21 protein-coding genes and 1 tRNA gene are annotated in these 25653 nt (G+C 69.0%); 12 read left to right on the top strand and 10 right to left on the bottom strand.

Annotation, left to right across the window (positions count from 1 at the left end):
- Positions 1 to 9: 9 nt before the first annotated feature.
- From GH664_RS19100 to GH664_RS19065, 8 genes are all read left to right on the top strand, one after another.
- Positions 10 to 936, top strand: a complete 927-nt coding sequence (locus GH664_RS19100; RefSeq protein WP_194270447.1) for an ABC transporter substrate-binding protein — start codon at positions 10 to 12, stop codon at positions 934 to 936.
- Entirely contained in the window at positions 933 to 2267 is a 1335-nt protein-coding gene (locus GH664_RS19095) for a diguanylate cyclase (protein ID WP_228111622.1), read from the top strand. Before GH664_RS19100 ends, GH664_RS19095 begins: the two co-directional genes overlap by 4 nt.
- 43 nt (positions 2268 to 2310) lie before the next feature.
- Positions 2311 to 5721, top strand: a complete 3411-nt coding sequence (gene recC, locus GH664_RS19090) for an exodeoxyribonuclease V subunit gamma (RefSeq protein WP_153169655.1) — start codon at positions 2311 to 2313, stop codon at positions 5719 to 5721.
- Between the two features lie 125 nt (positions 5722 to 5846).
- Entirely contained in the window at positions 5847 to 6263 is a 417-nt protein-coding gene (locus GH664_RS19085) for a cupin domain-containing protein (protein ID WP_153169654.1), read from the top strand.
- 134 nt (positions 6264 to 6397) lie between these two features.
- A complete protein-coding gene (locus GH664_RS19080; protein WP_153169653.1) occupies positions 6398 to 8128 on the top strand; it encodes a type I secretion system permease/ATPase in 1731 nt (576 codons plus the stop codon).
- 23 nt (positions 8129 to 8151) lie between these two features.
- Positions 8152 to 9885: a type I secretion system permease/ATPase gene (locus GH664_RS19075; RefSeq protein WP_153169652.1), complete on the top strand. Its 1734-nt coding sequence runs from the start codon at positions 8152 to 8154 to the stop codon at positions 9883 to 9885.
- A 54-nt stretch (positions 9886 to 9939) separates the two neighbouring features.
- Positions 9940 to 11310 (top strand): HlyD family type I secretion periplasmic adaptor subunit, encoded by a 1371-nt coding sequence (locus GH664_RS19070; RefSeq protein WP_153169651.1) that lies wholly within the window; start codon positions 9940 to 9942, stop codon positions 11308 to 11310.
- 3 nt (positions 11311 to 11313) lie between these two features.
- Entirely contained in the window at positions 11314 to 12687 is a 1374-nt protein-coding gene (locus tag GH664_RS19065; protein ID WP_228111621.1) for a TolC family outer membrane protein, read from the top strand.
- Between the two features lie 13 nt (positions 12688 to 12700).
- On the opposite strand, the gene GH664_RS19060 is transcribed toward GH664_RS19065, so the two are convergent.
- The 3 genes from GH664_RS19060 to GH664_RS19050 form a co-directional block, all read right to left on the bottom strand.
- Positions 12701 to 13174 carry a YbaN family protein gene (locus GH664_RS19060; protein ID WP_228111620.1) on the bottom strand — a complete coding sequence of 158 codons (474 nt, stop codon included), beginning with the start codon at positions 13172 to 13174 and terminating at the stop codon, positions 12701 to 12703.
- Positions 13175 to 13194: 20 nt separating this feature from the next.
- On the bottom strand, positions 13195 to 14289 hold the full coding sequence (locus GH664_RS19055; RefSeq protein ID WP_153169650.1) for an AI-2E family transporter: 1095 nt from the start codon (positions 14287 to 14289) through the stop codon (positions 13195 to 13197).
- Between the two features lie 76 nt (positions 14290 to 14365).
- Positions 14366 to 15289 carry a Tim44 domain-containing protein gene (locus GH664_RS19050; RefSeq protein ID WP_153169649.1) on the bottom strand — a complete coding sequence of 308 codons (924 nt, stop codon included), beginning with the start codon at positions 15287 to 15289 and terminating at the stop codon, positions 14366 to 14368.
- Between the two features lie 334 nt (positions 15290 to 15623).
- Between GH664_RS19050 and GH664_RS19045 the strand changes: the two genes are divergently transcribed.
- Entirely contained in the window at positions 15624 to 16838 is a 1215-nt protein-coding gene (locus tag GH664_RS19045) for an FAD-dependent monooxygenase (protein ID WP_153169648.1), read from the top strand.
- 93 nt (positions 16839 to 16931) lie between these two features.
- Here the strand turns inward: GH664_RS19045 and GH664_RS19040 are convergent.
- The 6 genes from GH664_RS19040 to GH664_RS19015 form a co-directional block, all read right to left on the bottom strand.
- Positions 16932 to 17007, bottom strand: a tRNA-Lys gene (locus tag GH664_RS19040).
- Positions 17008 to 17142: 135 nt separating this feature from the next.
- The gene (gene ruvC / locus GH664_RS19035) at positions 17143 to 17691 is read right to left on the bottom strand and encodes a crossover junction endodeoxyribonuclease RuvC (protein WP_153169647.1); all 549 of its coding nucleotides are present in this window, start codon (positions 17689 to 17691) and stop codon (positions 17143 to 17145) included.
- A gap of 10 nt (positions 17692 to 17701) precedes the next feature.
- Entirely contained in the window at positions 17702 to 18019 is a 318-nt protein-coding gene (locus tag GH664_RS19030; protein ID WP_153169646.1) for a heavy metal-binding domain-containing protein, read from the bottom strand.
- Between the two features lie 118 nt (positions 18020 to 18137).
- A complete protein-coding gene (locus GH664_RS19025) occupies positions 18138 to 19559 on the bottom strand; it encodes an aspartate kinase (RefSeq protein WP_153169645.1) in 1422 nt (473 codons plus the stop codon).
- Between the two features lie 119 nt (positions 19560 to 19678).
- Positions 19679 to 20611, bottom strand: coding sequence for an arginase (rocF, locus tag GH664_RS19020; protein ID WP_153169644.1), 933 nt, complete (start codon positions 20609 to 20611; stop codon positions 19679 to 19681).
- A 5-nt stretch (positions 20612 to 20616) separates the two neighbouring features.
- Positions 20617 to 21705: an ornithine cyclodeaminase gene (locus GH664_RS19015; RefSeq protein ID WP_153169643.1), complete on the bottom strand. Its 1089-nt coding sequence runs from the start codon at positions 21703 to 21705 to the stop codon at positions 20617 to 20619.
- 143 nt (positions 21706 to 21848) lie between these two features.
- On the opposite strand from GH664_RS19015, the gene GH664_RS19010 reads away from it, so the two are divergent.
- Positions 21849 to 22271 (top strand): Lrp/AsnC family transcriptional regulator, encoded by a 423-nt coding sequence (locus tag GH664_RS19010; protein ID WP_153169642.1) that lies wholly within the window; start codon positions 21849 to 21851, stop codon positions 22269 to 22271.
- Between the two features lie 23 nt (positions 22272 to 22294).
- Here the strand turns inward: GH664_RS19010 and GH664_RS19005 are convergent, their stop codons facing one another.
- Positions 22295 to 23020 (bottom strand): YebC/PmpR family DNA-binding transcriptional regulator, encoded by a 726-nt coding sequence (locus tag GH664_RS19005; RefSeq protein WP_153169641.1) that lies wholly within the window; start codon positions 23018 to 23020, stop codon positions 22295 to 22297.
- Between the two features lie 193 nt (positions 23021 to 23213).
- Here GH664_RS19005 and GH664_RS19000 point away from each other — a divergent pair, with 193 nt between their 5' ends.
- Positions 23214 to 24728 (top strand): helicase HerA-like C-terminal domain-containing protein, encoded by a 1515-nt coding sequence (locus GH664_RS19000; protein WP_153169640.1) that lies wholly within the window; start codon positions 23214 to 23216, stop codon positions 24726 to 24728.
- Positions 24725 to 25621, top strand: a complete 897-nt coding sequence (locus tag GH664_RS18995; protein WP_153169667.1) for a DMT family transporter — start codon at positions 24725 to 24727, stop codon at positions 25619 to 25621. The genes GH664_RS19000 and GH664_RS18995 overlap by 4 nt, the downstream gene beginning before the upstream one ends.
- Positions 25622 to 25653: the final 32 nt, after the last annotated feature.

Raw genomic sequence — 25653 nt, 5'->3', positions numbered from 1 at the left:
GGACGGTCCGTGGGCGCGTTTCGCCGCGCCATCGTGCTCCTTCTCTTCGTCGTCTGCCTGCTGGCACCCGGGCTCGCGGCGCCGGCGCTGGCGATGCAGGTGGCGCTGGCGCTGCCGCAGGCGGGTGGCGTCCACCAGACTTTTGCCGAGGCGCTGCAGCGCGCGCTCGCGGGCAGCGGCCATACGCTGCTGGCGGCGGGCAATCTCGCCGACGGTCTGGATCAGGCGGTGCTTGAGCGGGCGGACCTGATCATTGCTGCCGGCTCGCAGACGGCCGCCACGGTGCTCGAACACTATCGCCGTCCCACGCTGGCGGTGATGCTCAGCCGCGGTCAATGGGAGACGCTGCGCGCGCGTCACCCGCATGCGGCGCTGTCGGCGATCTACCTCGACCAGCCGGCCGAGCGGCAGATGCGCCTGGTCGGCGCGGTGTTGCCGCGCGGTGGACGCATCGGCCTGCTGTACAGCAGCGGGAGCGGCGAGCCCGATCCCGAACTGGCGCGCGCCGCCACCGCTGCCGGCCTCAAGCTCGTGCCCGAGGGCGTTGCGCAGGCGGGCGAGGTCATCGCCGGCCTGGAGCGTCTGCTGCCGAACGTCGATGCCCTGCTGGTGCTGCCCGATCCGATACTGTCGGCGTCCAATCCGGCGCGCTCCATCCTGCTCACCAGTTACCGGTTCCGGCGGCCGATCTTCGCCTTTTCGCGCGCCTATGTCGAAGCCGGCGCGCTCGCCGCCGTGTTCAGCACGCCCGAGGATGTGGCGCTGGATGTCGCCGACTGGCTGCGCAAGCCCGCTCCGGGCACCGGCCGCCTGCCGCCGGCGCGGCCTGCGTCGTCCTGCGAGCTGGCGGTCAATCGCCAGGTGGCGCGCTCGCTCAACATCGGCGTTCCGCCCGATGCGCAGTTGCGGGAGCTGGTGCAGGGGTGCGCGTCATGAAGCCGCTGCGCACGATGACGCTCACGCAACGCGTGCTCATCACGGTGCTGGCGCCGGTCTTCCTGCTCGCGCTGCTGATCAGCGCGCTCTACCTCGACCGCGATGCCGAACTCGCCGAGCAGGCGACGCGCGAGCGCGGCCTGGCCATCGTCAGTTTCCTCGCCCCTGCCGCCGAGTACGGCGTGATCTCGGGTAACGCGGCAAGCATGCGCGGTCTGCTGGACGCTGCGCTGGCACAGCAGGACATTGCCGCGGCAGCGATCTATGGGCGTGATCGCGCGCAGGCCGCACTCGCCGGCACCGCGCTCATCGCCAACCTGGAAGCGCTGGCGGCTGCCAGCGCGCCGCATCTCATCTCCCATGGCGCCGGGCGTTACGGTTTCGCAGCGGCCGTCACCTCGCAGCCGGTCGCAGTGGACGAACTCGATTCCGGTGCGCTCGCCGCCAGGGCGGATGTCGTGCCGGAAGTGATCGGCTGGGTCTATGTGGAACTGGACACGAAATCCTACGTGGCGCGTCGGCGCGCGACGGTGCTGACGGTGCTCGCCGTCGTGCTGGCGACGATGATCGCCACCGGCGTGCTGGCGGTGCGCCTGGCGCGTTCGGTCGGCCAGCCGGTGAGCCGCCTGGTGGAAGCGGTGCGGCGCATGGCGGCGGGCGATCTCGACGTGCGCGTGACGGTGGGCGGTGGAGGCCAGGAGATCAGCGAGCTGCAGCAGGGTTTCAACAACATGGCGCGTTCCATCGCCGACGCCACCCACAACCTGGAGGCCCGCATCGCCGAAGCCACCGGCCAGCTCGCGCACCAGGCGCTGCACGACGCGCTCACCGGCCTGCCGAACCGGCGCGCCTTCGAGCAGGCGCTGGAAGAGGCGGTCAGGGCCTCGCGGCGTGCGGCGGACCACGGCGCGCTGTGCTTCGTGGATCTCGATCGCTTCAAGCAGGTGAACGACACCTGCGGCCATGCGGCCGGTGACGCGCTGCTGCACGAGATCGGCGAGCTGGTGCGGCATCGGGTGCGCGCCCAGGACCTGATCTGCCGCATCGGCGGCGACGAGTTCGCGCTCATCTTGCGCGGCTGCAGCCCGGAGGATGCGCGGCGCATCGCGGGGGATTTGCTCGAGGCCGTCGAAGGGCATGTCTTCACGTGGGAGGGGCAGATCTTCCGCGTGGGCGCGAGCATCGGCCTGACCTACATCGACGATCACGCGCAGAGCCCCTCGGCGGTGCTCAAGGCCGCCGACAGCGCCTGCTATGAGGCCAAGCGCGGTGGACGCGGCCGTGTGGTGGAGCGGGGCATCGGCGGCCCGCCGGCGGGGCAGCCTGCCTGAGCGGCGGATGGCACAATGGCGCCCTTCAGCAAGCGCCGCGCCGATGCTCCACCTCGCCTTCTCCAACCGCTTCGAGATCCTGCTCGACATGCTGCTTGACCGCCTGGGCGACGAGCAGCCCGGGCCCTTCGGCCTGCGCCATGTGTTGGTGCCCAGCAGCGCCCTGCGGCGCCGCGTCGAGCTGGCGCTGGCCGCGCGCGAGGGCGTGTGTGCCAACCTCGACTTCTCCTACCTGGCGCAGTGGCTGTGGGCGCAGATGGGCCGTGTGGTGGACGTGCCCGAGCGCTCGCCCTTCGCGCCGGCGCTGCTCGCCTGGCGCATCCATGGCCTGCTGGAAAGTGCGTCCGCCGACGGCTGGCTGGCGGCGCACCCGCGGCTGGCGGCCTACCTGGAGGGGGCGGATGCGCCGATGCGCTTCGAGCTGGCCGGGCGCATCGCGCGCGTCTTCGACCATTACCTGACCTACCGGCCGCGCTGGCTGGCGCTGTGGGTCGAGGGCAGGACGGCGTTGCAGGGCGGGGCGAGCGACGTCGAGCGCGCCGACGAAGCCTGGCAGGCCGAGCTGTGGCGGCGCATCCGCGCCGGCCTGCATCTGCGCGAAGAGCATCCTGCCGCGCTCTTCCTGCGCCGCGTCGGCGCCATGAGCGAGGACGGGCTGGCGGCCGCCGGCCTGCCGCGCACGGTGCATGTGTTCGGTTTGCCAGCCTTGCCGCCGCTTTACCTGGACATGCTGCGCGAGCTGGCGCGGGTGGTGGAGGTGCGCCTGTACGCGCTCAATCCCTGTCGCGAGTACTGGTTCGAGATCGTCGATGCGCGCCGCCTGTCCTGGCTCGCGAGCCGCCAGCAGGACATGTTCCACGAAACCGGCAACCGCCTGCTGGCGGCCTGGGGGCAGCAGACGCAGGCGCACCTCGGGCTGCTGTTCGAAGGCGAGCACGTCGTCGACGAGGAGGCGGTGTTCGCGCCGCATCCCGGACGGCACCTGCTGGCGCGGCTGCACAACGCCGTCCTCGACCTGCAGGAACTCGAGCCGGGCAGCGTGGCGCTGGCCGAGCGCGATCGCAGCGTCGAACTGCACGTCTGCCATTCGCGCACGCGCGAGCTGGAAGTGCTGCACGATAGGCTCCTGGGGCTGTTCGCCGGGCGCAACCCGCCGCGCCTGGACGACATCGTCGTGCTCACGCCCGACCTCGACGCCACCGCGCCGCTGATCGAGGCGGTGTTCGGCACCGCGCCCGTCGGGCGTCGCATCCCCTGGCGCATCACCGGCCTCGGCGGCACGCGTGAGAACCCGGTAGCGCAGGTGCTGGACCGCCTGCTGACGCTGCTGGCCGGCCGCCTGCCGGCGAGCCGGATCTTCGACCTGCTGCAGCAGCCGCCGGTGGCGGCACGGTTCGGGCTGGACGAGGCGGCGCTGGAAGCGGTGCACGACTGGATGCGTGCCGCCGGTATCCGCTGGGGCCTCGCGCATGACGCACCGGGCGGCGAGGACGCCGGGGCCGCCCGTCATACGCTGGAGGAGGGCCTGCACCGCCTCTACCTCGCCTGGGCCGCCGGCGACGCCGCGCAGGTGGCGCCGCTGGCCGGCCGCATCGGCGCCGCGGCGCCGGAGGGCAACGCTGCGCTCGCCCTCGGCCGCTTCTGGCGCTATGCGCAGACCTTGCGCACGCTGCGCGACGGCCTGCGGCGCCCGCATGACGCAGCAGGCTGGCGCAGCGCATTGGGCGAGGCGCTCGACGCATTGGTGGGCGACAGCGTGGCTTGGGCCGACGACCTGCGTGAAGTGCGTGCCGCCATCGCCGCGCTGGCGGACGCGATGGCAGGCGGCGACCTGTCCGCGCCGGTGCCGCTGGAAGTCGTCCATCCCGCGCTGTCGGCGCTGCTCGACGATCCGGCGCGCGGCGGCGTGCCGGGCGGCACGGTCACTTTCTCTGCGCTGTCTGCACTGCGCGGCCTGCCCTATCGGGTGGTGTGCGTGATCGGGATGGATCATGGCGCCTTTCCAGGCAGCGACCGCCCGGCCGAATTCGACCTCATGGCCGCACGACCCCAGCGCGGCGACCGCCAGCGCCGGCTCGACGACCGCAACCTGTTCCTCGACGTGCTGTTGTCGGCGCGCGAGGTGCTGCACCTGTCCTGCGTCGGGCGCAGCGTGCGCGACGGCAGCGCGTTGCCGCCGTCGGTGCTGGTGGACGAACTGCTCGACACGCTGGCCGCGGCCTGTGCGGCCGATCCCGCCGACCCCGGATCGATTGCCGCCGCGCGCCGCCGGCTGACCGTGGAGCATCCGCTGCAGGCCTTCGCCGCCGATTACTTCCTGCCTTCCGCGCAGCGCGATCCGCGCCTGGTCAGCTTCCACGAGGAGTACGCCCGGGCCCTGGCCGCCCGCCTGGCCGCGCCGCAGCGTGGGCAGGAGGACGCTTGGGGAATGGAAGAGGGTGAGATGGAAGCGGGCGAGGCGGAGGCTGGCGAAGCGGACGAGGGCGGCGGACACGCGGCGGCCGACGCGCAGCAGTCCGTCTTCTTCGCCGCGCCGCTGCCGCCGCCCGGCGAGGAGTGGCGCGAGGTGGCGTTGGAGCAGTTGATCCGCTTCTTTCGCAATCCCTGCCGTTACCTGCTGCGCGAGCGTGTTGGCCTCGACCTGCCCGAGGCGGACGAGGAGCTCGCGGATGTCGAGGGCTTCATCCCCGACTGGCCGGCGCAGCAGGCGCTTGCGCAGCGCCTGCTGCCGGTGCTGCTGGCCGGCGGCGATGCTGCGGCGGGCGAGGACGCTGCCGTGCCGACGCAACTGCTGGCGCTTGCGCGCGCGGGTGGCGAGTATCCGCCCGGCGTGCTGGGCGACGGTGCGCTGCAGGCCGAACTACACCGTCTGCGCGGCTTCGCCGCAGCGGTGTCGGCGGCGAGTGCGTCGCCTGCGCTGGCCCCGCAACTGTCCCGCATCGAAGTCGCACTCGGTGAGGAACGCTGGACGTTGACCGCGCCATTTCCCAGCCTGCGCCGCGACGGTCTGCTGCGCCCCCGCTATGACGACACCCGCGCGGCGGACTACCTGGCCGCATGGTTGATGCACCTGGCGCTCTGTGCGGCGCCGGTCGCCGGCGTCGCGTGCGCGACGCGCGGCCTGTCGCGCGACGGCGAATTCCGCTTCCGTGCCGTCGACGCGGGCGAGGCGCACCGCCTGCTGCGCGACGCGCTGGCGCTGTACCGCGAAGGCCTGATGCGGCCGCTGCATTTCTTTCCCAAGTCGGCGTGGGCGTACGTGACCAACGGTGACAGCCTCGCCAAGGCGCAGGCGCGCTGGATGGGCGGGCGGCCGGGACATGGCGAGGCCGGTGATCCGGCTTGCCGCCTCGCCCTGCGCGGCGTCGCGGTGCCGCTGGACGACAGCTTCCGCGCACTGGCCACGGGCGTGCTCGGCCCGCTGCTGCAGCACCTCGACGACGCGCGTCTGTAGGGTCCCGCATCGGTCGCGTGGCGGCCTGGAGGTCGACAGCGCAGCGCGCACGCACTACGGTTAGATCGACGGGCCGGCGCGAGCTGGCCAGGTTGTTGCCGCCACTGCGCGGCACGGAGGCAACGATGTCATCCCCCAGCGAACAGATAGTGCAGACGGTGGTGGCCGTGCGCCCCGAGCGCGAGATCCTCACCCATCAGCGCCTGCCGTATTTCGTCGGCATTTCCGGCGAGACGGCCGGCAGTCGTGGCCTGTCGATGCACATGGTGGTCATCCCGCCCGGCGGCGTGGCTGCGCCGCACCGGCACCGCGGCTACGAGACGGCGATCTACGTGCTTGAAGGCCGCGTCGAAACCCGTTACGGGCCGGGCCTGCAGCAGCGCGTCGTCAGCGCTGCCGGCGACTTCCTCTTCATCCCGGCCGACATGCCGCACCAGGCGTTCAACCTGAGCGACACCGAAGCGGCGCGTGCCATCGTCGCGCGCAATGATCCGGCCGAACAGGAGAACGTCGTACCGTACGATCCGGCCGCGGGCGGTTGAATCGGGACGCCCACCGGCTGCCGCTGCCGCCATCGCCAGCGAAGGAGCGGCCGATGCGGGATTAGTTCGCGCATTGCAGACTTTCGTCCGGGTAGAATCCGGAGCAATCGAAAGAATATGCAAAGGGCCGCCCCATGGCCGTCAAGCCCGGCGACAAGCCGTCCGAACTGCGCGCCGCCCTCGACGCGCAGAAGTCCCTGGTCAAGCAGGTCGTCTTCTTCAGCTTCTTCACCAACCTGCTGGTGATGACGCCGACCCTTTACATGCTCGAGGTGTATGACCGGGTTGTGAACAGCCGCAGCGGCATGACGCTGGCGATGCTCACCTTGCTGATCGTCCTCGCCTACGCGGTGATGGAGCTGCTCGAATGGGTGCGGAGCCGGATGCTTCATGAGGCCTCGCTGAAGTTCGATGCGCGCATCGCCAGCCGCGCCTTCGATGCGCTGTTCGAGGCGAGCCTGCGGCGCATGCCGGGGGTCAGCGCGCAACTCTTGAACGATCTGCGCACGGTACGCGAGTTCTTCCACAGCCCGGCCGCGACGGCGCTGATCGACGTACCCCTGGCCCTGCTCTACATCGTGGCGATCTTCCTCATCGATGCCGCGCTCGGATGGCTGTCCATCGCGGGCGCGCTGCTGCAGGTGGGGCTGGCCTGGCTGACCGAGCGCGACACCCGGCCGCCGCTGGAGCGGGCCAACAAGGCCGCGATCGCGGCGCAGAACTATGCCGCCAACAGCCTGCGCAATGTGCAGGTGATCGAAGCCATGGGCATGCAGGGAGGAATCCTGCGGCGCTGGCTGACGCGGCAGAACGAATTCCTCTCGCTGCAGGCGGATGCTTCCGACAAGGCGGGGTCCTACGCGTCGATGGCCAAGTTCGTGCAGCTCACCCAGTCGTCCTTGCTGCTGGGCGGCGCGTGCTGGCTGATCATCGCCGGCGATTTCCCCGGCGGCGGGGGCATGATGATCGTGGCCTCCACGCTCGGGGTGAGGGTGCTGGCGCCCATCGTGCAGGTGATCGGTGCCTGGCGACAGGTGGTCAACGCGCGCGATGCCTGGGCGCGGGTCGACCGGCTGCTCACCGCCGTCCCGGCGCGTGAGCCGGGCATGCCGTTGCCCGCGCCGCGCGGCCTGCTGTCGGTGGAAGGCGTGGTCGCGGCGGCGCCCGGATCGCAGCTTCCCATCCTGCGCGGCATCAGCTTGGCGGTGCCGCCCGGCAAGGCGCTGGCGATGATCGGCCCGGCTGCCTCGGGCAAGTCCACGCTGGCACGACTGATGGTCGGGGTGTGGCCGGCGTCGAGCGGCAAGCTGCGGCTCGATGGCGCCGACCTCTTCGCGTGGAACAAGGCCGAACTCGGCCCCCAGGTCGGATACCTGCCGCAGGATGTGGAGCTCTTTGCCGGCACCGTGGCCGAGAACATCGCCCGCTTCGGCGAGCCCGATGGCGACGCGGTGGAAACCGCGGCGCGCCTGTCGGGCGCGCACGAGCTGATCATGGCGCTGCCCGACGGCTACGACACCGACATCGGTGACGACGGCGCCATCCTGTCGGGCGGCATGCGCCAGCGCATCGGGCTGGCGCGGGCGATCTACGGCCAGCCGCGGCTGGTGGTGCTCGACGAGCCCAATTCCAACCTCGACGAGGCGGGCGAGCAGGCGCTGCTGCAGATGCTGCTTGCGTTGAAGGCCCAGGGCACGACGGTGGTCATCGTCACCCACCGCACCTCGGTGCTGCCGGCGGTCGACCTCATCCTGCTGCTGCAGGACGGCCAGGCCAAGGCCTTCGGCCCGCGCGACGAGGTTCTCGCCAGCCTGCAGCGCGGTGCGCAGCCGACTGCCGCAATGCCGCGACCGGTGGCCGCATGAACCGGTCGCCCGAGTCATCGAGGATGAACATGCCCGCCGCCGCCCTGCGCAGCCCCCTTGCCACGACCCTGTGGGGATTCCGGCGTGAGTTCGCCGCATGCATGGCCTTCTCCGTGGTCGTCAATGTGCTGATGCTGACGCCGACGATCTACATGCTGCAGGTGTACGACCGGGTGATGGTCAGCCACAGCAGCCTCACGCTCGCCGCGGTGACGCTGGTCATGCTGTTCTGCTTCGCGGTGATGGCCTTCGCCGAGTGGGTGCGATCGCGTCTGCTGGTGCGCATGGGCGTGCGCTTCGACGCGCTGCTGGGCACGCGCGTGTTCCAGGCGAGCTTCCAGTCCAGCCTGGGCGAGCGCAGCCGCAACCCGGCGCGCACCTTTGGCGACCTCACCAACCTGCGTCAGTTCATGACCGGCAACGGCCTGTTCGCCTTCATGGATGCGCCCTGGACGCCGATCTACATCGCCGTGCTGTTCATGCTGCATCCTTCGCTCGGCCTGCTGGGCGTGGGCTTCGTGCTGCTGCTGGCGGTGCTGGCCTGGCTGTCGCACCGCATCACGCAGCAGCCGGTCGAGGCGGCCGTCGAGGCCGGCTCGCAGGTCGGTGCCTATGTGCATGGCAAGCTGCGCAATGCCGAGGTGATCGAGGCGATGGGCATGCTGGGCAGCCTCAGGCGGCGCTGGCAGGTACGCCACCATCGGCACCTGGCGCTCAACGGACGGGCGGCCGATGCCAGCGCGCGTGTGCTCGCCCTGACCAAGTTCGTGCGCTACACCCTGCAGTCGCTCACGCTGGCGGCCGGCGCGGTGCTGGTGATCGAGGGCGAATTGACCGCCGGCGCGATGATCGCCGCCAACGTGCTGATGGGGCGTGCGACACAGCCGCTGGACCAGATCGTCGCGAGCTGGAAGCCCTTCCTCGCGGCGCGCCAGGCCTTCCGCAACCTCGATGCGCTGCTCGCCGCGCATCCGCTGCCCCAAGACGCGCCGCGCCGCGGCCTGCCCCGCGGGGACGTGCGCATCGAGAATCTGGTGGCGACGGCGCCCGGGCGTGCGCAGCCCATCCTGAAAGGCCTCACGGCCGCTTTCGAGCCGGCGCAGGTGACCGCCATCCTTGGCCCGTCGGGCTCGGGCAAGTCGACCCTGGCGCGTGCACTCGTCGGCATCTGGCCGCAGCGCGAGGGGTGCGTGCTGGTGGACGGTGAGCCCATCGAGGAATGGGACCGCGAGGAGCTCGGCCCCGCCCTCGGCTACCTGCCGCAGGATATCGAACTGTTCGAGGGCAGCATTGCCGAGAACATCGCGCGCTTTGGCGAGGTGGACGCAGAGAAGGTCATCCGCGCCTGCCAGCGCGCCGGCGTGCATGACATGATCCTGCGTTTCCCCAAGGGGTACGACACCCAGATCGGCGAGGCGGGCAGCATGCTGTCCGGCGGCCAGCGCCAGCGCATCGGGCTGGCGCGGGCGATGTACGGCGATCCGCGCATCATCGTCCTCGACGAGCCCAACTCCAACCTCGACGACGTCGGCGAGGCTGCCCTGGTGCGTGCGGTGCGGGACCTCAGGGAGCAAGGCAGCACGGTGTTCCTGATCACGCACCGGCGCGGCATCGTCGGCATTGCCGATCGCGTGCTCGTCCTCGATGACGGCGTGATCACCCGTGACGGTCCGCCTGCCCAGGTGCTGCCTGGCGGGGGGGCGGCCACGGCGTCGGGTTTCCCCGCCGGCGGTGGCATGGCGCCACAACCGGCCTGAGCCTGGCGGGCGGCAGGGCGCCGGATTCCTCAATCCCATACTCGGAAGTTCCTCATGGCAATTCGCAACATCGATCCTGGCAGGCCCGTGGGCGCCGATCGGCAGTCCCCGGCGCAGGTGGTCGACGCCGAACCGGGCCTGCCCACCGACACCGGGCGGCCGGCACGGCTGGGCATGTGGGTGCTGGGCCTGGGCTTCGGCGGATTCCTGCTGTGGGCCGGGCTGGCGCCGCTCGACGAGGGCGTGCCGACGGCCGGCATGGTCGCCATCGACACCAAGCGCAAGGCCGTGCAGCACCTGTCCGGGGGCATCGTCAGCGAGGTGCATGTGAAGGAAGGCCAGTACGTGCGCAATGGCGATCCGCTGTTGCGTATCGACGATGCGATGGCGGTGGCCAACTACGAATCGGTGCGCCAGCACTACCTCACGCTGCGCGCGATGGAAGGGCGCCTGCTGGCCGAGCAGGCGGATCGCGCGAGCGTCGCCTTTCACCCCGACCTGCAGGATGCGCCGGCCGATCCGCTGATCCGGCAGGCAATGGACAACCAGCAAAGCCTGTTCGCCGCGCGCCGCAGCGCGCTGAAGGCGGAACTGGACGCCATTCGCGAGAACATCCAGGGCGAGGAGGCGGCGATCCGAGGTTACGAGGGCATGCTGTCGGCGCGCCGGACCCAGCTCGAGCTGCTGCAGGACGAACTGAAGGGCCTGCGCGAACTGGTGCAGGAAGGCTATGCGCCGCGCAACAAGCAACTGGAGATCCAGCGCCTGGCGGCCGAGGCAGCCGGATCGATCGCCGACCTGCAGGGCAACATCCAGCGCGCGCGTCGCTCGATCGCCGAGATGAAGCTGCGTGCAGTGCAGCGCACGCAGGAATACCGCAAGGAGGTGGATGCGCAGCTCGCCGAGATCCGCCGCGAAGTGCAGGCCGATGCCGAAAAGCTGAAGGCTGCGGGCAACGAGCTGGCGCGCACGACGATACGTTCGCCCGCCGAAGGCCAGGTCGTCGGCCTGGTGTCGCAGACGGTGGGTGGCGTCATCGCGCCGGGCCAGAAGCTGATGGACGTGGTGCCGCGCGACGAAACCCTGCTGCTCGAGACCCGGGTGCCGCCGCACATGATCGACCGCGTGCAGCCGGGCATGGAGACGGACGTGCGCTTCTCGTCCTTCGCCCATTCCCCGGCGCTGGTCGTGCAGGGCAAGGTCGACTCGGTGTCGACCGACCTCATCACCGAGCCGGAGACCAAGCAGTCGTACTACCTCGCCCGCATCTCGTTGACGCCCAGGGGCATGAAGGAACTCGGCGACCGCCAACTGCAGGCGGGCATGCCTGCCGAGGTGGTGATCCGCACCGGCGAGCGCACCGTGCTGACCTATCTGCTGCATCCGCTGCTCAAGCGCATGGCCGCGTCGATGAAGGAGGAATGAGTCATGCCGAGGCGCAAGACCGGCCCCGCGGCCTTCATGTCGTGCCGGGCCGCCGCCGCGCTGGCCGGCGGCCTTGCACTGTCGCTGCTCGCCGCCCCTGCGGCCGCGCTCGATCTGCTCGACAGCTACCGGCTGGCGCTGCGCAACGATGCGCGCCACCAGGCGTCGATCGCGCAGGCGGCGGCAAGCCGTGAGGCCTTGCCGCAGGCGCGTGCGCAGCTCATGCCCAATGTGTCGGCAAGTCTCGCGCGCAGCCGTAACAGCACCGATCGCCAGGCGCTCGACATCTTCGGCCGCCCGAGCAGGGAGAATTTCGACTACATCAGCAGCAACTACGTGCTGTCGCTGCGCCAGCCGGTGTTCCGCATGTACAACTTTGCGCTTTACCGCCAGGCGCAGCGCCAGGTGGACGGGGCGGAGGCGACACTGGACCGCAGCCTGCAGGATCTGCTGGTCCGCCTCGCCGGTGCCTACTTCGAGGCTCTGCTGGCGCAGGATCAGCACGCGCTGGTGATCGCGCAGAAGGAGGCGTATGCCGGCCAGCTCGACGCGGCGAAGCGCTCGTTCGCGGCCGGGCAGGGCACGCGCACCGACATCGACGACGCGCAGGCGCGCTACGACCTCACCCTGGCGCAGGAACTCGAGGCGAGCCAGAACCTCGGCTACACGCGGCGCCAGTTGCAGACCATCGTCAATGAGCCGGTGGACAGCCTGGCGGTGCTCGATGCGGCGCGACTGGAACTGCAGGCGCCCACCCCGGCCAGCGCGGAGGAGTGGATTGCCCGCGGCGAAGAGGTGAACGCGGAATTGCGCGCACTGCGCGCCGACATCGAGGTGGCGCGGCAGGAACTCGACAAGGCGCGCGCCGGCCACTATCCGACGGTCGACCTCGTTGCCCAGCGCAGCAAGAGCGAAAGCGAGAACAACGTCTCCATCAACACGCGCTATCTGACCACGCAGGTCGGCGTGCAGGTCAACGTGCCGCTCTTCGCCGGCGGCTACGCCCTGTCGCAGACCCGCCAGGCGCTGGCCAACATCGAGCGCGCCGAGCAGTTGTACGAGGCACGTCGCCGCGAGGTCGCGCAGGAGATCCGCAAGGAGTTCCAGAACGTGGCCGAAGGCATCCTGCGGGTGCGTGCCCTGGAGCAGGCCCGACGCTCCGCCGAACAGGCGGTGCTGTCCAACCAGAAAGGCTTCCAGGCCGGCACCCGCAGCCGCATCGACATCCTCGATGCGCAGCAGCAGCGGGTGAGCGTCGAGCGCGACCTCGCCGTTGCCCGCTACCGCTACATCGTCGCCCGCCTGCGCCTGCAGAGCCTTGTCGGCTCGCTGGATGAGCCCGAGATCGAGGCGGTCAATGCCTGGCTGAAATCCTGAGGCTTCTGTGCTGTCAGGGTTCGGCGCGTGATGCCTGCCGGCACGCGGCGTCAGCGGACGATGGCCGTGCGTCCGCGGTTCGTGTGTCCGGCTCCGCCGCATCGGCCGCACGCACCGGCACGCGCCACAGGAAGAAGGCCAGCACGACGGCGATGCCGAGCAGCATCAGGCGGTGCCATGCCGACGGCACCATCAGCAGCGACACGCCGAAGGACACCGCCATCAGCCCGAATGCCCAGGGTTTGACGCCGGGCGGCATGCTGCGGTGCTCTTCCCATCCGCGCACGATCGGCCCGGCGATGCGATGCGCCAGCAGGTGGCGGTGGAGGCGCTCCGAGCCGCGGGCGAAGCAGGCCGCCGCCAGCAGCACGAAAGGGGTGGTCGGCAGCACCGGCAGGACGACGCCGAGCGCGCCGAGCAGCAGCGCGACGACGCCCAGCCACAGGAACAACGCGCGCATCAGGCGGGAGTCGTGCAGTTTCGACATCGGTGCCTGCCCTCGCGTCCTCATTGGCCGGGCGGTTCGCCGGCGGGGGCGGAGGCCGGGCTCTTGTGCGCGTCGCCGATCCATTCCCGCCACACCGCCATCAGCACCGCGAGGATCACCGGGCCGAGGAACAGGCCCACCAGGCCGAAGGCGGCGAGACCGCCGAGCACGCCGAACATGACCAGCAGGAAGGGAATGCGTGTCGCATTGCTGATGACCAGCGGGCGCACCAGGTTGTCCACCCAGCTCACGACCAGCGCGCCCCACAGCAGCAGGCCCACGCCCTCGGCAGTGTCGCCCCGCAGCAGCAGCCAGGCGCCGATCGAGCCCCATGCGAACGGCGTGCCGAACGGAACCATGGCGATCAGCGCCGTCACCGCGCCCAGCAGTACCGGCGCCGACAGGCCTGCCCACCAGTAGCCCAGCCCGGCGACGAGACCCTGCGCCAACGCGGTGGCGACCAGGCCCCACACCACCGCTTTGGTCATGCCGCCCACTGCGGCGAGGTAGTCGTCCACCCGCGCACCGAGGAAGCGATGCAGCACCCGCTGCACCTGGTCCAGCACGCGCTCGCCGTCGCGGTACAGGAAGAACACGGTGATCAGCGCGAAACCCAGCTTGGCGGCATTGCGGCCGACATCGCCGACCAGGGACACCAGGCGCTCGGCGCCCTGCCGCACCCATTCGGTGAGCTGGTTCTTGAAGCTCTCGACGTCGCCGGTCAGCGCGTCGAGCTGGCCCTGCAGGAAGTCGCCTGCCCAGGGCAGGTCCCGGATCAACCCGGGCAGCGTCGGTGGCCCCTGGCGGATCTGGGCCACGACCGCGGCGATGGCGTGGCCGATCTCGCCGCGCAGCAATGCGGCCATCCACAGCGCCGGCAGCACGAAGGCGGCAGTCAGCAGCAGCGTCATGATCAGCGCGCTCAGACCGGGAGAGCGCGGCAGCCGGGCACGCAGGACGAGGTAGAGCGGCCAGGTGGCGAAAGCGATGATGACCGCCCACGCCACCGGCACGATGAAGGGCTGCAGCACCGCGTAGCTCAGGATCAGCAGCCCGCCGAGCAGGAAGCCGACGATGGCCCGGCTCACGATGCGTTCGGCGACCTGATCGAGCATGTTGCGTTCTCCAAGTGACGGGGGGTGGAGGCCCCCTGCGGCGCCTCCACCCCCCGTTGCAGCGACGTGCCGCCGCTTACCCTTGCTGGATGCCTGCGAGCAGCCATCCCCCGGTGCCGTTGCGCGGCTTGACCAGGTGCCAGATCTCGGCGATGTGCTCGGGCGGGGCGTCGCGCTCTTCGCGGATCAGCCCACTGTAGCGCACGCTGACGATATAGCGCGAGGCTTCCTCGATCACTTCCAGCACCTCGGCATCGAGCTGCACGATGTCGGTCTGCTGCGGCGCAGTGCCGCGCGCGAGGATGTTGGTTTTCAGCTCGGCGAACATCTCGGGCGTGGTGAATTCGCGCAGGTCGTCGAGGTTGGCTGCGTCGTTGGAGGCCTGCAGGCGGATGAAATTCACCTTGGCCTGGCGCACGAAGGCCGCTGCGTCGAAGTCGGCCGGCAGGGCGGTGGCCGCTGCTGCGGGCTGCTCGACGCCGGTGCCGGAGAAGGCCGCATCGGCAGTGCGCGGTGTCGCCATGTCGCGAGCGCCGGGCGCCGGGCCCGCATACTGCATGCCGCTGCCGGCCGCCCCTGCGCCGGCCATGGCCGGCTGGGTGCCGCCGGCACGGCGGCGCATGATGAGGCCGATCACCACCAGCACGGCCATCACCAGCAGGCCGATCATCATCATCGAGGCCAGTTCCTCGCCGAAGCCGAAGTGGGAAGCCAGTGCCGCGAGGCCGAGACCGGCGGCCAGGCCGGCGATCGGGCCCATCCACGAACGCTTGGGCTGGGCCTGGGCCGGGGTTGCGGTCGCGGGGGACTTTGCCGCCGCCGCCCCCGCCGTCGGCGCCTGGGTGGGCGCCACTGCGGGCGAAGAGCGGTCGGGCGTGGTCATGCTGCGCTGCATGCCGGACGAGGTGCCGCCGCCCAGGCGTTTGGCCGCCTCGGCGTCGGGTACGGACAGCGTGAGGCCGAGTGCGAGCACGGCCGCCATCAGCGAGAAGGATTTCATGGCAACTCCATCGTGGAAGAGGGACAGACGGCGTAGAGGATAACGGCTGGCTGGCGAAAGAAAAACCAGATAAAGCGAGACCGATACTTCGGGAAAAACGAAATCAAGGCAGAGGCGGCCGGTGGCCGGTTGGATGATCATGATTTTCGATCATGACGCCTATTACCACTAGTGCATTGAGTCATATCGTCAGGATCTCTAATCTTTGGCTCCCGACGCGGCGTACAGGTTCATTGCTGCGCCAGCTATTTTGCGTACACGACAACGAGCGCCAAGCGTTGCAGCAGGCTCGACTGGCAATGCGGACAGGCGGAAGGCCTGACAAGGAGACGGCATGATCAAGGCAGACTGGAAGATTGCGGTGGTCGGTGGGGGCATCGGCGGCCTCACGCTGGCGCTGGCGCTGCGCCAGCGCGGCATCGAAGTCGACATCTACGAGCAGACGGGCGAGCTGAGGGAAGTCGGCGCGGCGGTGGCGCTGTCGGCGAATGCGACGCGCTTCTACGACCGCATCGGCCTGCGCGCGCAGTTCGACGAGGTGTGCTTCTCGATTTCGACGCTGATTTACCGCGACGGCCGCGACGGCCGCGTGATCGGCAAGCACAGCGGCGACTCGAGCTACGAGCGGCAGTTCGGTGCCTGCTATTGGGGCATCCACCGTGCCGACCTGCAGGCCATTCTGTCGAAGGCGGTGGGCATGGAGCGCATCCACCTCAGCAAGCGCCTGCGCGACCTGAAGGACAGCGGCAGCGAGGTCGTGCTCGAATTCGAGGACGGCAGCTCGGCGCGTGCCGACCTGGTGATCGGTGCCGACGGTGCACGCTCACTGGTGCGTCGCTGGATGCTTGGCTACGACGACGCGCTGTATTCCGGCTGTTCCGGCTTCCGCGGCATCGTGCCGCCGGAGATGCTGGACCTGCTGCCCGACCCGGACGCCATCCAGTTCTGGGTGGGCCCAGGTGGCCACCTGCTGCACTACCCGATCGGCAAGGGCGACCACAACTTCCTGCTGGTGGAGCGCAATCCGTCGCCGTGGCCGGTGCGCGAATGGGTGACCGCTGCCGAGCAGGGCGAGCAACTGCGGCGCTTCGGCGACTGGCATCCCGCGGTGGTGCAGATGATCAGCGCGGTGCCCACCAGCCAGCGCTGGGCGCTGTTCCATCGCCCGCCGCTCGGCCGCTGGACGCGCGGTCGTGTGACCTTGCTCGGCGATGCGGCGCACGCGCTGGTGCCGCATCACGGCCAGGGGGCCAACCAGTCCATCGAGGATGCGGTGGTGCTGGCTGCCAGCCTCGCCGATCACGGCCCGGGTCGCTTCGCCGAGGCCCTGGAGCACTACGAGAGCCTGCGTCGCGGCCGTACGCGCAAGGTCCAGTTCGCATCGATCTCCACTGCCGACGTGCTGCACCTGCCGGACGGGCCCGCCGCCGACACGCGCAATGCGCGGCTGGCCCAGCGCGACGAAGTGATGCACAACCTGGGCTGGATCCACGACTTCGATCCCGCGACCCAGGTTCCGAGCGAACGCCAGGGCGGCACCTGGCTCTGAGGCGGGAAGGTGTGGGTCACGGAGAGCCGGCGACCCACACCGCAAAAACAAGAAGGCCAGCTCGCGGGAACTGGCCTTCTTGTTTGAATTTGTTGGTGGGGGCACTAGGACTCGAACCTAGGACCAATTGATTAAGAGTCAACTGCTCTACCAACTGAGCTATACCCCCGTTGCCTTGCGGCGGATCGGATTGGTGCCCGATCAAAGAAGGCGGATTATATGCGTGTTTTTTGCGCGCTGCAACAGGTCTTGTCGACCATGAACATGCCGCCGGCGACCGCGTTTCTCCGGCTTTCCGTGCCGCTCAGCCGAGCAGGCGGCCGGCGCGGCGGCGGCTGCCCGTACCGGTGAGGCCGGCCAGGCCGTGGCCGCCATGGGCGTGGCAAATGGCGCAGGCGAGCGCGTCGGCGGCGTCGGGGCTGGGGCTGGCGTCGAGCGTCAGCAGGCGCTGCACCATGTGCTGCACCTGCTCCTTGGCGGCCTTGCCGTAGCCGACCACCGACTGCTTGACCTGCAGCGCGGTGTATTCATGAACGTCCAGGTCGCACGATACGGCACCGCAGATCACCGCGCCGCGCGCCTGGCCCAGCAGCAGGGTGGATTGCGGGTTGACGTTCACGAACACCTTCTCCACCGCGACCACGTCCGGCCGGTAGGTCTCGATCACCTCGCGCACGCCGTCGAGCAGCGTCTTCAGGCGACCGGGGAGTTCGCCATCGCGGGTCTTGATGCAGCCGCTGGCGACGTAGCGCAACTGGCTGCCGAGGGTGTCGATGAGGCCGAAGCCGGTGATGCGCAGGCCAGGGTCCAGGCCCAGGATGCGGGTGGCGACGGTGGCCGACGCGGCGCGCATGCGGCGCGGCTCAGACCTTCACCGCGGTGCCGCTGACGCACACCATCAGCATCCCGTTGTCCTGGCCGAGAACTTCGTAGTCGACATCGATGCCGATCACCGCGTTGGCGCCGAGCTTTGCCGCCGCCTCTTCCATCTCTTCCATGGCGATGCGGCGCGCATCCGCCAGGGTGCGCTCGTAGCTGCCGGCGCGCCCGCCGACCACGTTGCGGATCGAGGCGAACATGTCCTTGAAGATGTTGGCACCGATGATGGCTTCGCCGTTGACCACGCCGAGGTACTGGCGGATCGGCTGGCCGTCGAGGTTTGGGGTGGTGGTCATCAGCATGGTTCGCTCCTGAGGCGGGGAAGGAAGTACTGTTTCCAGGGCTTGGGCACCAGCCGCACTCCCGGCGCGTGCCCGCCAGCGAAGCCGGGCGCGCGCCGGGAGTACGGCCGCGTCGGGCTCAGGCCAGCGGCACCGGGGTGCCGGGGCTGACGCACAGCGAATGGTTGAGGGCGATGATCGCCTTCTTGTAGTCGCTGCGCTCGATGATGAATTGCATGTTCACCTGGCGCAGGGTCTGCGACACGCAGTTCACGTTCACCTGCGCCTCGGCCAGCGCCTGCGCCGCGCGCGCGAGCACGCCCGGAATGCTGATGTTGGAGCCCATCGCGCACACGATCGCGCTCGGCTTCACGGTCACCACCTGGTAGCGGGCTTCCAGTTCGGCGACGAGCTCCGGCGTCACCGAGCTCTCCCACAGCACATGCGCGATCGAGTTGGCGTTGGTGGCCTTCAGGATGTAGGAGATGTCGTGCCGGCAGAAGATCTCCATCAGCCCGAGGTCGAAGCCGACGGTGCCCACCATGCTCGGGTCGTGGATCTCGACCAGCGTGACCTTGTCGCTGCCGGTGACGATCTCGACGCGCGCACGCTCGCCGACGTAGTCCTTGGTGATCAGCGTGCCCGGGTGGTCCGGCTCGAAGGTGTTCTTCAGGCGGATCGGAATGTTGGCCAGCTCGATCGGCTTGGCGGCTTTCGGGTGGATCGCCTCCATGCCGACGTCGGCGAGCTGGTCCGCCACGTCGTAGTTGGTGGCGCCGACGATCACCGCGTTCTCGAGGCCGACGATGTTGGGGTCGGCCGAGGACAGGTGGAATTCCTTGTGGATCACCGCCTCCTTGGGACGCACTTCGACGGCGATCTTGCTGAAGGTGACCTCGGAGTAGCCGCGGTCGAACTCGCGCATGATGCCTTCCGTGCCCTTGGTGTAGCCGGTGGCCACGATCACGTTGTTGTCGAGGTCCAGCCCCTTGAAGCTGTGCTGGATGCGCTCGTCGATGGTCCACGCCTCGTCGTCCTCGAAGCCGGCCAGGTCGAGCAGGATCGCCTGCACGCCGTTGGCCTTGAGGATCTCGACGGTGTTGAATGCGCTGTGCGACTCGCCGATCGAGGCCAGCAGCTCGCGCGCGGCCAGCAGCACGTCGGTGCGGCTGATGTAGCCGCTGGCGAGCACGTGCTGCATTGCGTCCAGGTATTTCTTGACCTCGGCGATGCGGGTATCGACGAAGGCGTCGGCTACGTCCAGCGGCAGGCCCAGCCCGGCGAAGCCGGCGTTGAGCTTCTTGAGGCCGGCGGCGAGGCCGTTGAGCGCGCCGTGGTAGTCCGCGCCCTTCGCGAACAGGGCGTAGATCCCGGGCTCACCGGTCTTCTTGTGCTCCAGGAGCTGGTTGGTCACGCCCGAATAGGCCGAAACCACATAGATGCGACCATAGATGCGCGACTTGTCGTACAGCATGATGTGGCGCAGCACATCGCCGAACGCCGACATCGACGTACCGCCGATTTTTTCAACCGAGATCGAGCGTGTCCCCGAGTTTTGCATGACGTGAATTCCAGTTCTGATTGAGAGACCGACCTGAACCCGTCATCTTATTGACTTCACGTGCAATTCGACAATCCCGGAGGGTAATTCGGGCGTCGGCACGCGGTTTTGGCGAGGCGTCAGCGGTAGTGCCGATGCATGCGCATCAGCGTGCTCTTGCCGAACAGGCTTTCGACCAGGTCCACCGCCAGCTCGGCCGTCATGTTGCAGTGGTCGAGGGCAGGGTTGAGCTCGACGATGTCGAGCGAGGCGAGGCACTCGGTGTCGGCGATCATCTCCATGCACAGCTCGGCCTCGCGGTAGGTGGGGCCGCCGCGCACGGTGGTGCCCACGCCCGGCGCGATCGTCGGGTCGAGGAAGTCCACGTCGAGGCTCACGTGCAGGTGGGTGTTCTCGTCGATACCCGCCAGCGCCTGCTCCATGGTGGCGCGCATGCCGATCTCGTCGATGTAGCGCATGTCGAAGACTTCGACCTGCAGCTCGTGCAGGAAGCGCTTCTCGCCTTCGTCCACGCTGCGGATGCCGATCTGGCGGATCTGCTGTGGCGTGATCGCCGGTACGTGCCCGCCGATGCCGGTGAGCACCTCCGGCCCGTAGCCGCACAGGCAGGCCACCGGCATGCCGTGGATGTTGCCGGACGGCGTCATCGTCGCGGTGTTGAGGTCGGCGTGGGCGTCGAACCACAGCACGCGCAGCCGCTTGCCGGTGGCGCGGCAGTGGCGGGCGACGGCGCTGATCGAGCCGATGGCGAGGCAATGATCGCCGCCCAGCATGATGGGCAGGCGGCCTTCCTGCAGCTCCGCGTAAACGGCGTCGTGCAGGGTAGTGTTCCAGAGCGCGACTTCCGCGAGGTGGCGGAAACCGTCGACCGCCGGCAACTCGGGATTGGAGGGGCCGGAGAGATTGCCGCAATCACGCACCTCCGCGCCGAACGCCGCGATCGCCCGGCTGATGCCGGCCACGCGCAGGGCCTCCGGCCCCATGCTGGTGCCACGCACGCCTGCGCCCACATCGGTAGGCGCGCCTATCAGGCTGACTTTGAGCGATTCCATGCGCCTCAGATTACCTCAGCGGGTGCCTTGCATGCAGCCTTCCCCGCAGGGGCCTCGGCCGGGATGAAGCCGAACAGGTTCTTGGGATCCTCCAGCGCCGGAATCAGCGACAGTCCCTCGCCCATGCCCAGTTCCTGTGCCAGATCACGCATGTAGCGCAGTGCCGAGTAGTCCTCGAGTGCAAAGCCGACGGAATCGAAGATCGTGACCTGATCGGCACGGGTGCGACCCGGCGCCCGGCCGGCGAGCACCTGCCACAGCTCGGTGACCGGGAAATCCGCCGGCATCTGCTGCATGTCGCCCTCGATGCGCGACTGCGGCTCGAACTCGCAGAACACCGGGCCCAGGCGCAGCACGTCGGCATGCAGCTCGGTCTTGCCCGGGCAGTCGCCGCCCACCGCGTTGATGTGCATGCCAGGCTCGATCATGTCGGCGGTGAGGACAGCGGCGTTGGTCTTGGCGGCGGTCACCGTGGTGACGATGTCGCAGCCGCCCACCGCGTCGCGCACGCTGTCGAAGCAGGCGAAGTCGAGGCCCATGCGGGTCAGGTTCGCGGCCAGCTTGCGCGTGGCGGCGGCATCGAGATCGAACAGGTGGAAGCGCTCCACCCCCAGAAGGTGGTGGAAGGCCAGCGCCTGGAACTCGCTCTGCGCGCCATTGCCGATGAGCGCCATGCTGCGCACGTTGTCGCGCGCCAGCGCACGCGCGGCGACCGCCGACATGGCCGCGGTGCGGATCGCGGTGGTGAGCGTCAGCTCGCTGACGAGATCGGGCGTGCCGGTTTCCACGTCAGCGAGCACGCCGAAGGCCATCACCGTCGGCAGGTTGTAACGGTGGTTCGACGGATGGCCGTTCACGTACTTGAAAGCGTAGCTGCGCGTATCCGACACCGGCATCAGCTCGATCACGCCGACGTCGGAGTGGTGGGCGAGGCGGGCGCACTTGTCGAAGTCGTGCCAGCGCAGGAAGTCCTGGCGGATGTAGCCGGCGACACCGGCGATGCATGCGGCGAGGCCCTTGCGCCGCACGATCTCGGCAACGTGTTCGGCGCTCAGGTAGCGGGTCCGGGGGCGTCTTGCGGTCGAGGTGATCATGGCGATCCTCACTGCTCGGTCGTGGCGTGGTGAAACCACACAAACATCATGGAGGAATCGCGCGGCAAACAGAATCAGCAGTTCTGTACCGAAAACGTCAGTTTGTTGGCAGAATTGCCTGGGTTCGATGACGAAATGACGAAATGGATGCGCTCGACCAGCAACTGATCGGCCTGTTGCGCAGCAATGCGCGCCTGAGCATCGCGGCCCTTGCGCACAAGCTCAAGGTGTCCCGCGGGACCATCACCAATCGCATCGCCCGCCTGGAGGACGATGGGGTGATCGTCGGCTACACGGTGAGGTTGCGGCCCGACGCACAGCCGAACGAGATCCGCGCGTGGGCAAGCATCGCTGTGGAGGGGAACGAGGCGCGCGCCGTGATCGCCAGCCTGCTCGGCGAGCCCGCGGTCGCCGAGTTGCACGACACCAACGGGCGCTGGGACCTGCTGGTGGGCCTGCGCGCGGCGAATCTGACGGAGTTATCGACGGTGCTGGAACGCATCCGGCTGATCAAGGGTATCCGGAGCAGCGAAACCAGCATCCACCTCAAGACCTACCGGGTCTGACGCCGGCAGCGGGCCGCCTACGATCAGTCGGCGAATTCGGCCGATGTGTACACTTCCTGCACGTCGTCCAGGCTTTCGAGGGCGTCGAGCAGCTTCTGCATGCGCGCCGCCTCGTCGCCGGAAAGTTCGATGGCATTTTCGGGCTTCATCGTGACTTCGCCGAACTCGGCGGCGAAGCCGGCTTTTTCGAGCGCTTCCTTCACCGAGGTGAATTCCCACGGCCCGGTGACCACTTCGATCGAGCCGTCGTCGTTGGTCAGCACGTCCTCGGCGCCGGCTTCGAGCGCGGCTTCCATCAGCGCGTCCTCGTTCGTGCCGGGCGCGAACATCAACTGGCCGCAGTGCTTGAACTGGAAGGACACGCAACCGTCGGTGCCCATGTTGCCGCCGTACTTGGAGAAGGCGTGGCGCACGTCGGCCACGGTGCGCGTCTTGTTGTCGGTGAGGCAGTCGACCATCACCGCCGAACCGCCGATGCCGTAGCCTTCGTAGCGGATTTCCTCGTAGCTCACGCCTTCGAGTTCGCCGGTGCCCTTCTTGATCGCGTTGTCGATCTTGTCCTTGGGCATGTTCACCGCCTTGGCCTTGTCGACCGCCAGGCGCAATCGCGGGTTGAAGCCCGGGTCACCCCCGCCCATCTTGGCGGCGACGGTGATTTCCTTCGCCAGCTTGGAGAACGCCGCACCGCGCTTTTCGTCCTGACGACCCTTGCGATGCTGAATGTTGGCCCATTTGCTATGACCCGCCATATTGGAACCTCTGTGCTGCCCGAGCGATTGAAGAGGCGCGCATTATAGCGCCCGCCCGCCGGCCGCTGGGGCCACCTCGGCTTCCGGGCCCCTGTGGGGGCCGAAGCAAGACGTGAGCGGGTCGGGGCGCACGAGGGGGCCTGCGGGGCTGCTAAACTCGGCGCATTCCGAACCGATTTCCGAGGAGCATGAAATGGCCGACCCGATGCTGATCGCACGCGCGCACGACAAGGACCAGTTCAAGGACATCTGCCTGCTGCCGCGCCTGGCCAACCGCCACGGTCTCATCACCGGCGCCACCGGCACCGGCAAGACGGTGACGCTGCAGAAGATGGCGGAAAGCTTCGCCAGCATCGGCGTGCCGGTGTTCATGGCCGACGTCAAGGGCGACCTGTCCGGCATCGGCGCCGCCGGCATCAAGTCCGACAAGCTGATGCAGCGCCTGGCAGCGGTCGGCATCGGCGACTACACGCCGCGCGCCAACACCGTCGTGTTCTGGGACGTCTACGGTGAGCACGGCCACCCGGTGCGGGCGACGATCTCCGACATGGGGCCGATGCTGCTGGGGCGGCTGCTCAACCTCAACGACACCCAGGCCGGCGTGCTGCAGCTCGTGTTCAAGATCGCCGACGACAACGGCATGCTGCTGCTGGACCTCAAGGATCTGCGCGCGATGGTGCAATACGTCGGCGAGAACGCGAAGGACTTCACTACCCAGTATGGCAACATCGCCGCCGCCTCGATCGGCGCCATCCAGCGCAACCTGCTGACGCTCGAGCAGCAGGGCGGCGACGTGTTCTTCGGCGAGCCCATGCTCGACATCGCCGACCTGATGCAGACCGACGGCGACGGCCGCGGCGTGATCAACGTGCTCGCCGCCGACAAGCTGTACAACTCGCCCAAGCTGTATTCAACCTTCCTGTTGTGGATGCTGTCGGAACTCTTCGAGCAACTGCCCGAAGTCGGCGACCCCGACAAACCCAAGATGGTGTTCTTCTTCGACGAGGCGCACCTGCTGTTCAACGACGCGCCGAAGGCGCTGCTGGAAAAGATCGAGCAGGTGGTGCGGCTGATCCGCTCCAAAGGCGTCGGCGTGTATTTCGTCACCCAGAACCCGCTCGATGTGCCGGACACGGTGCTCGGCCAGCTCGGCAACCGCGTGCAGCACGCGCTGCGCGCCTTCACGCCGCGCGACCAGAAGGCGGTGAAGACGGCGGCGGAGACGATGCGCGCCAACCCGGCCTTCGACGCTGCGACTGCGATCACCGAGCTGGGCGTGGGCGAGGCGCTGGTGTCCTTCCTCGACGAGAAGGGGCGGCCCGAGATCACCGAGCGCTGCTTCGTCATCGCACCCGACTCCCGCCTCGGGCCACTCGACGCGGCCGAGCGCGACGCGGCGATCAAGGGCTCGGTAATCTATGGCCACTACGAGAAGGCGGTCGATCGCGAATCCGCCTACGAGCTGCTGCAGGCCAAGGCCGCCACCACGGCGGCGATCGAGGCCGGGCGCGAGGCGGCGAAGCAGGCCGGCGGCGAGACCGGCAGCGCGGTCAGCGACATCCTGTTCGGTTCCACCGGCCCGCGCGGCGGGCAGCGCGACGGCCTGGTGCAGATCGCCGCCAAGACGGTCACGCGCACCATCGGCAGCTCCATCGGCCGCCAGATCGTGCGCGGCATCCTCGGCTCGTTGCTCGGGGGGCGTCGCTGAGCGCGGCGCCGCCGCGCGCGGGCCTGGTCTTCGCGATCCTCGGCGCCACCGGCTTCTCCTTCAAGGCCATCCTGGTCAAGCTCGCCTACCGCCATGGCGTGGATGCGGAAACGCTGCTGGCGCTGCGCATGGGCTTCTCGCTGCCTTTCTTCATCGCCATGGGTATCGTCGCCAGCCGCCACGCGGCGGCGCCGTTGCCCGCGCGCGACTGGGGGTGGATGGCCGGGCTGGGCCTGATCGGCTATTACCTCGCGAGCTACCTCGACTTCCTCGGCCTCAACTACATCAGTGCCGCGCTCGAGCGGCTCATCCTGTACCTGTACCCGACGCTGGTGATCCTGCTGTCGGCGCTGTTCCTCGGCAAGCCGGTCACCCGCCGCATGCTCGGCGCGCTCGGCCTGTGCTACATCGGCATCGGCATCGCCGTCGGCCACGACCTGACGATCGCCGGCGATGCGGGCAACGTGGCCATCGGCAGCCTGCTGGTGTTCGCCAGCGCGGTGACTTTCGCGCTCTACCTGATGGGCAACGGCGAAGTCGTCACCCGCACCGGTTCCGCGCGCTTCACCGCCTATGCCACCAGCTTCGCCTGCCTCGGCTGCCTGGTGCAGTTCTTCGTGCTGCGGCCGGTGTCGGCGCTGGTGCAGCCGTGGCAGGTGTATGCCTTGTCCCTGACGATGGCGCTGGTGAGCACCGTGGCACCGGTGTGGCTCACCTCGGAGGCGATCCGCCGCCTCGGCGCCGGGCCGGTGTCGCTCACCAGCAGCCTGGGACCGGCGATCACCATCCTGCTCGGCTGGCTGCTGCTTGGCGAGGCGATCGGCCCGGCCCAGCTCGCGGGCACCGTGATGGTGATCGGCGGGGTGATGTTCATGGCGCGCAAGGCGGGCTGATCGTGCATCGGGCCACCGCGCTCCGCGCGGTG

Origin of the sequence: Thauera sp. 2A1 (genome assembly GCF_009469595.2) — a bacterium.
Classification (GTDB): Bacteria; Pseudomonadota; Gammaproteobacteria; order Burkholderiales; family Rhodocyclaceae; genus Thauera.
The sequence above is the reverse complement of the archived record's forward strand: the minus strand, read 5'-3'. Positions and strand labels throughout refer to the sequence as shown.

Bases quoted from the DNA above. Each gene is read 5' to 3' on its own strand.
- GH664_RS19095 (WP_228111622.1), top strand. From the start codon at position 933: ATGAAGCCGCTGCGCACGATGACGCTCACGCAACGCGTGCTCATCACG.
- recC (WP_153169655.1), top strand. From the start codon at position 2,311: ATGCTCCACCTCGCCTTCTCCAACCGCTTCGAGATCCTGCTCGACATG.
- GH664_RS19085 (WP_153169654.1), top strand. From the start codon at position 5,847: ATGTCATCCCCCAGCGAACAGATAGTGCAGACGGTGGTGGCCGTGCGC.
- GH664_RS19080 (WP_153169653.1), top strand. From the start codon at position 6,398: ATGGCCGTCAAGCCCGGCGACAAGCCGTCCGAACTGCGCGCCGCCCTC.
- GH664_RS19075 (WP_153169652.1), top strand. From the start codon at position 8,152: ATGAACATGCCCGCCGCCGCCCTGCGCAGCCCCCTTGCCACGACCCTG.
- GH664_RS19070 (WP_153169651.1), top strand. From the start codon at position 9,940: ATGGCAATTCGCAACATCGATCCTGGCAGGCCCGTGGGCGCCGATCGG.
- GH664_RS19065 (WP_228111621.1), top strand. From the start codon at position 11,314: ATGCCGAGGCGCAAGACCGGCCCCGCGGCCTTCATGTCGTGCCGGGCC.
- GH664_RS19060 (WP_228111620.1), bottom strand. From the start codon at position 13,174: ATGTCGAAACTGCACGACTCCCGCCTGATGCGCGCGTTGTTCCTGTGG.
- GH664_RS19055 (WP_153169650.1), bottom strand. From the start codon at position 14,289: ATGCTCGATCAGGTCGCCGAACGCATCGTGAGCCGGGCCATCGTCGGC.
- GH664_RS19050 (WP_153169649.1), bottom strand. From the start codon at position 15,289: ATGAAATCCTTCTCGCTGATGGCGGCCGTGCTCGCACTCGGCCTCACG.
- GH664_RS19045 (WP_153169648.1), top strand. From the start codon at position 15,624: ATGATCAAGGCAGACTGGAAGATTGCGGTGGTCGGTGGGGGCATCGGC.
- ruvC (WP_153169647.1), bottom strand. From the start codon at position 17,691: ATGCGCGCCGCGTCGGCCACCGTCGCCACCCGCATCCTGGGCCTGGAC.
- GH664_RS19030 (WP_153169646.1), bottom strand. From the start codon at position 18,019: ATGCTGATGACCACCACCCCAAACCTCGACGGCCAGCCGATCCGCCAG.
- GH664_RS19025 (WP_153169645.1), bottom strand. From the start codon at position 19,559: ATGCAAAACTCGGGGACACGCTCGATCTCGGTTGAAAAAATCGGCGGT.
- rocF (WP_153169644.1), bottom strand. From the start codon at position 20,611: ATGGAATCGCTCAAAGTCAGCCTGATAGGCGCGCCTACCGATGTGGGC.
- GH664_RS19015 (WP_153169643.1), bottom strand. From the start codon at position 21,705: ATGATCACCTCGACCGCAAGACGCCCCCGGACCCGCTACCTGAGCGCC.
- GH664_RS19010 (WP_153169642.1), top strand. From the start codon at position 21,849: ATGGATGCGCTCGACCAGCAACTGATCGGCCTGTTGCGCAGCAATGCG.
- GH664_RS19005 (WP_153169641.1), bottom strand. From the start codon at position 23,020: ATGGCGGGTCATAGCAAATGGGCCAACATTCAGCATCGCAAGGGTCGT.
- GH664_RS19000 (WP_153169640.1), top strand. From the start codon at position 23,214: ATGGCCGACCCGATGCTGATCGCACGCGCGCACGACAAGGACCAGTTC.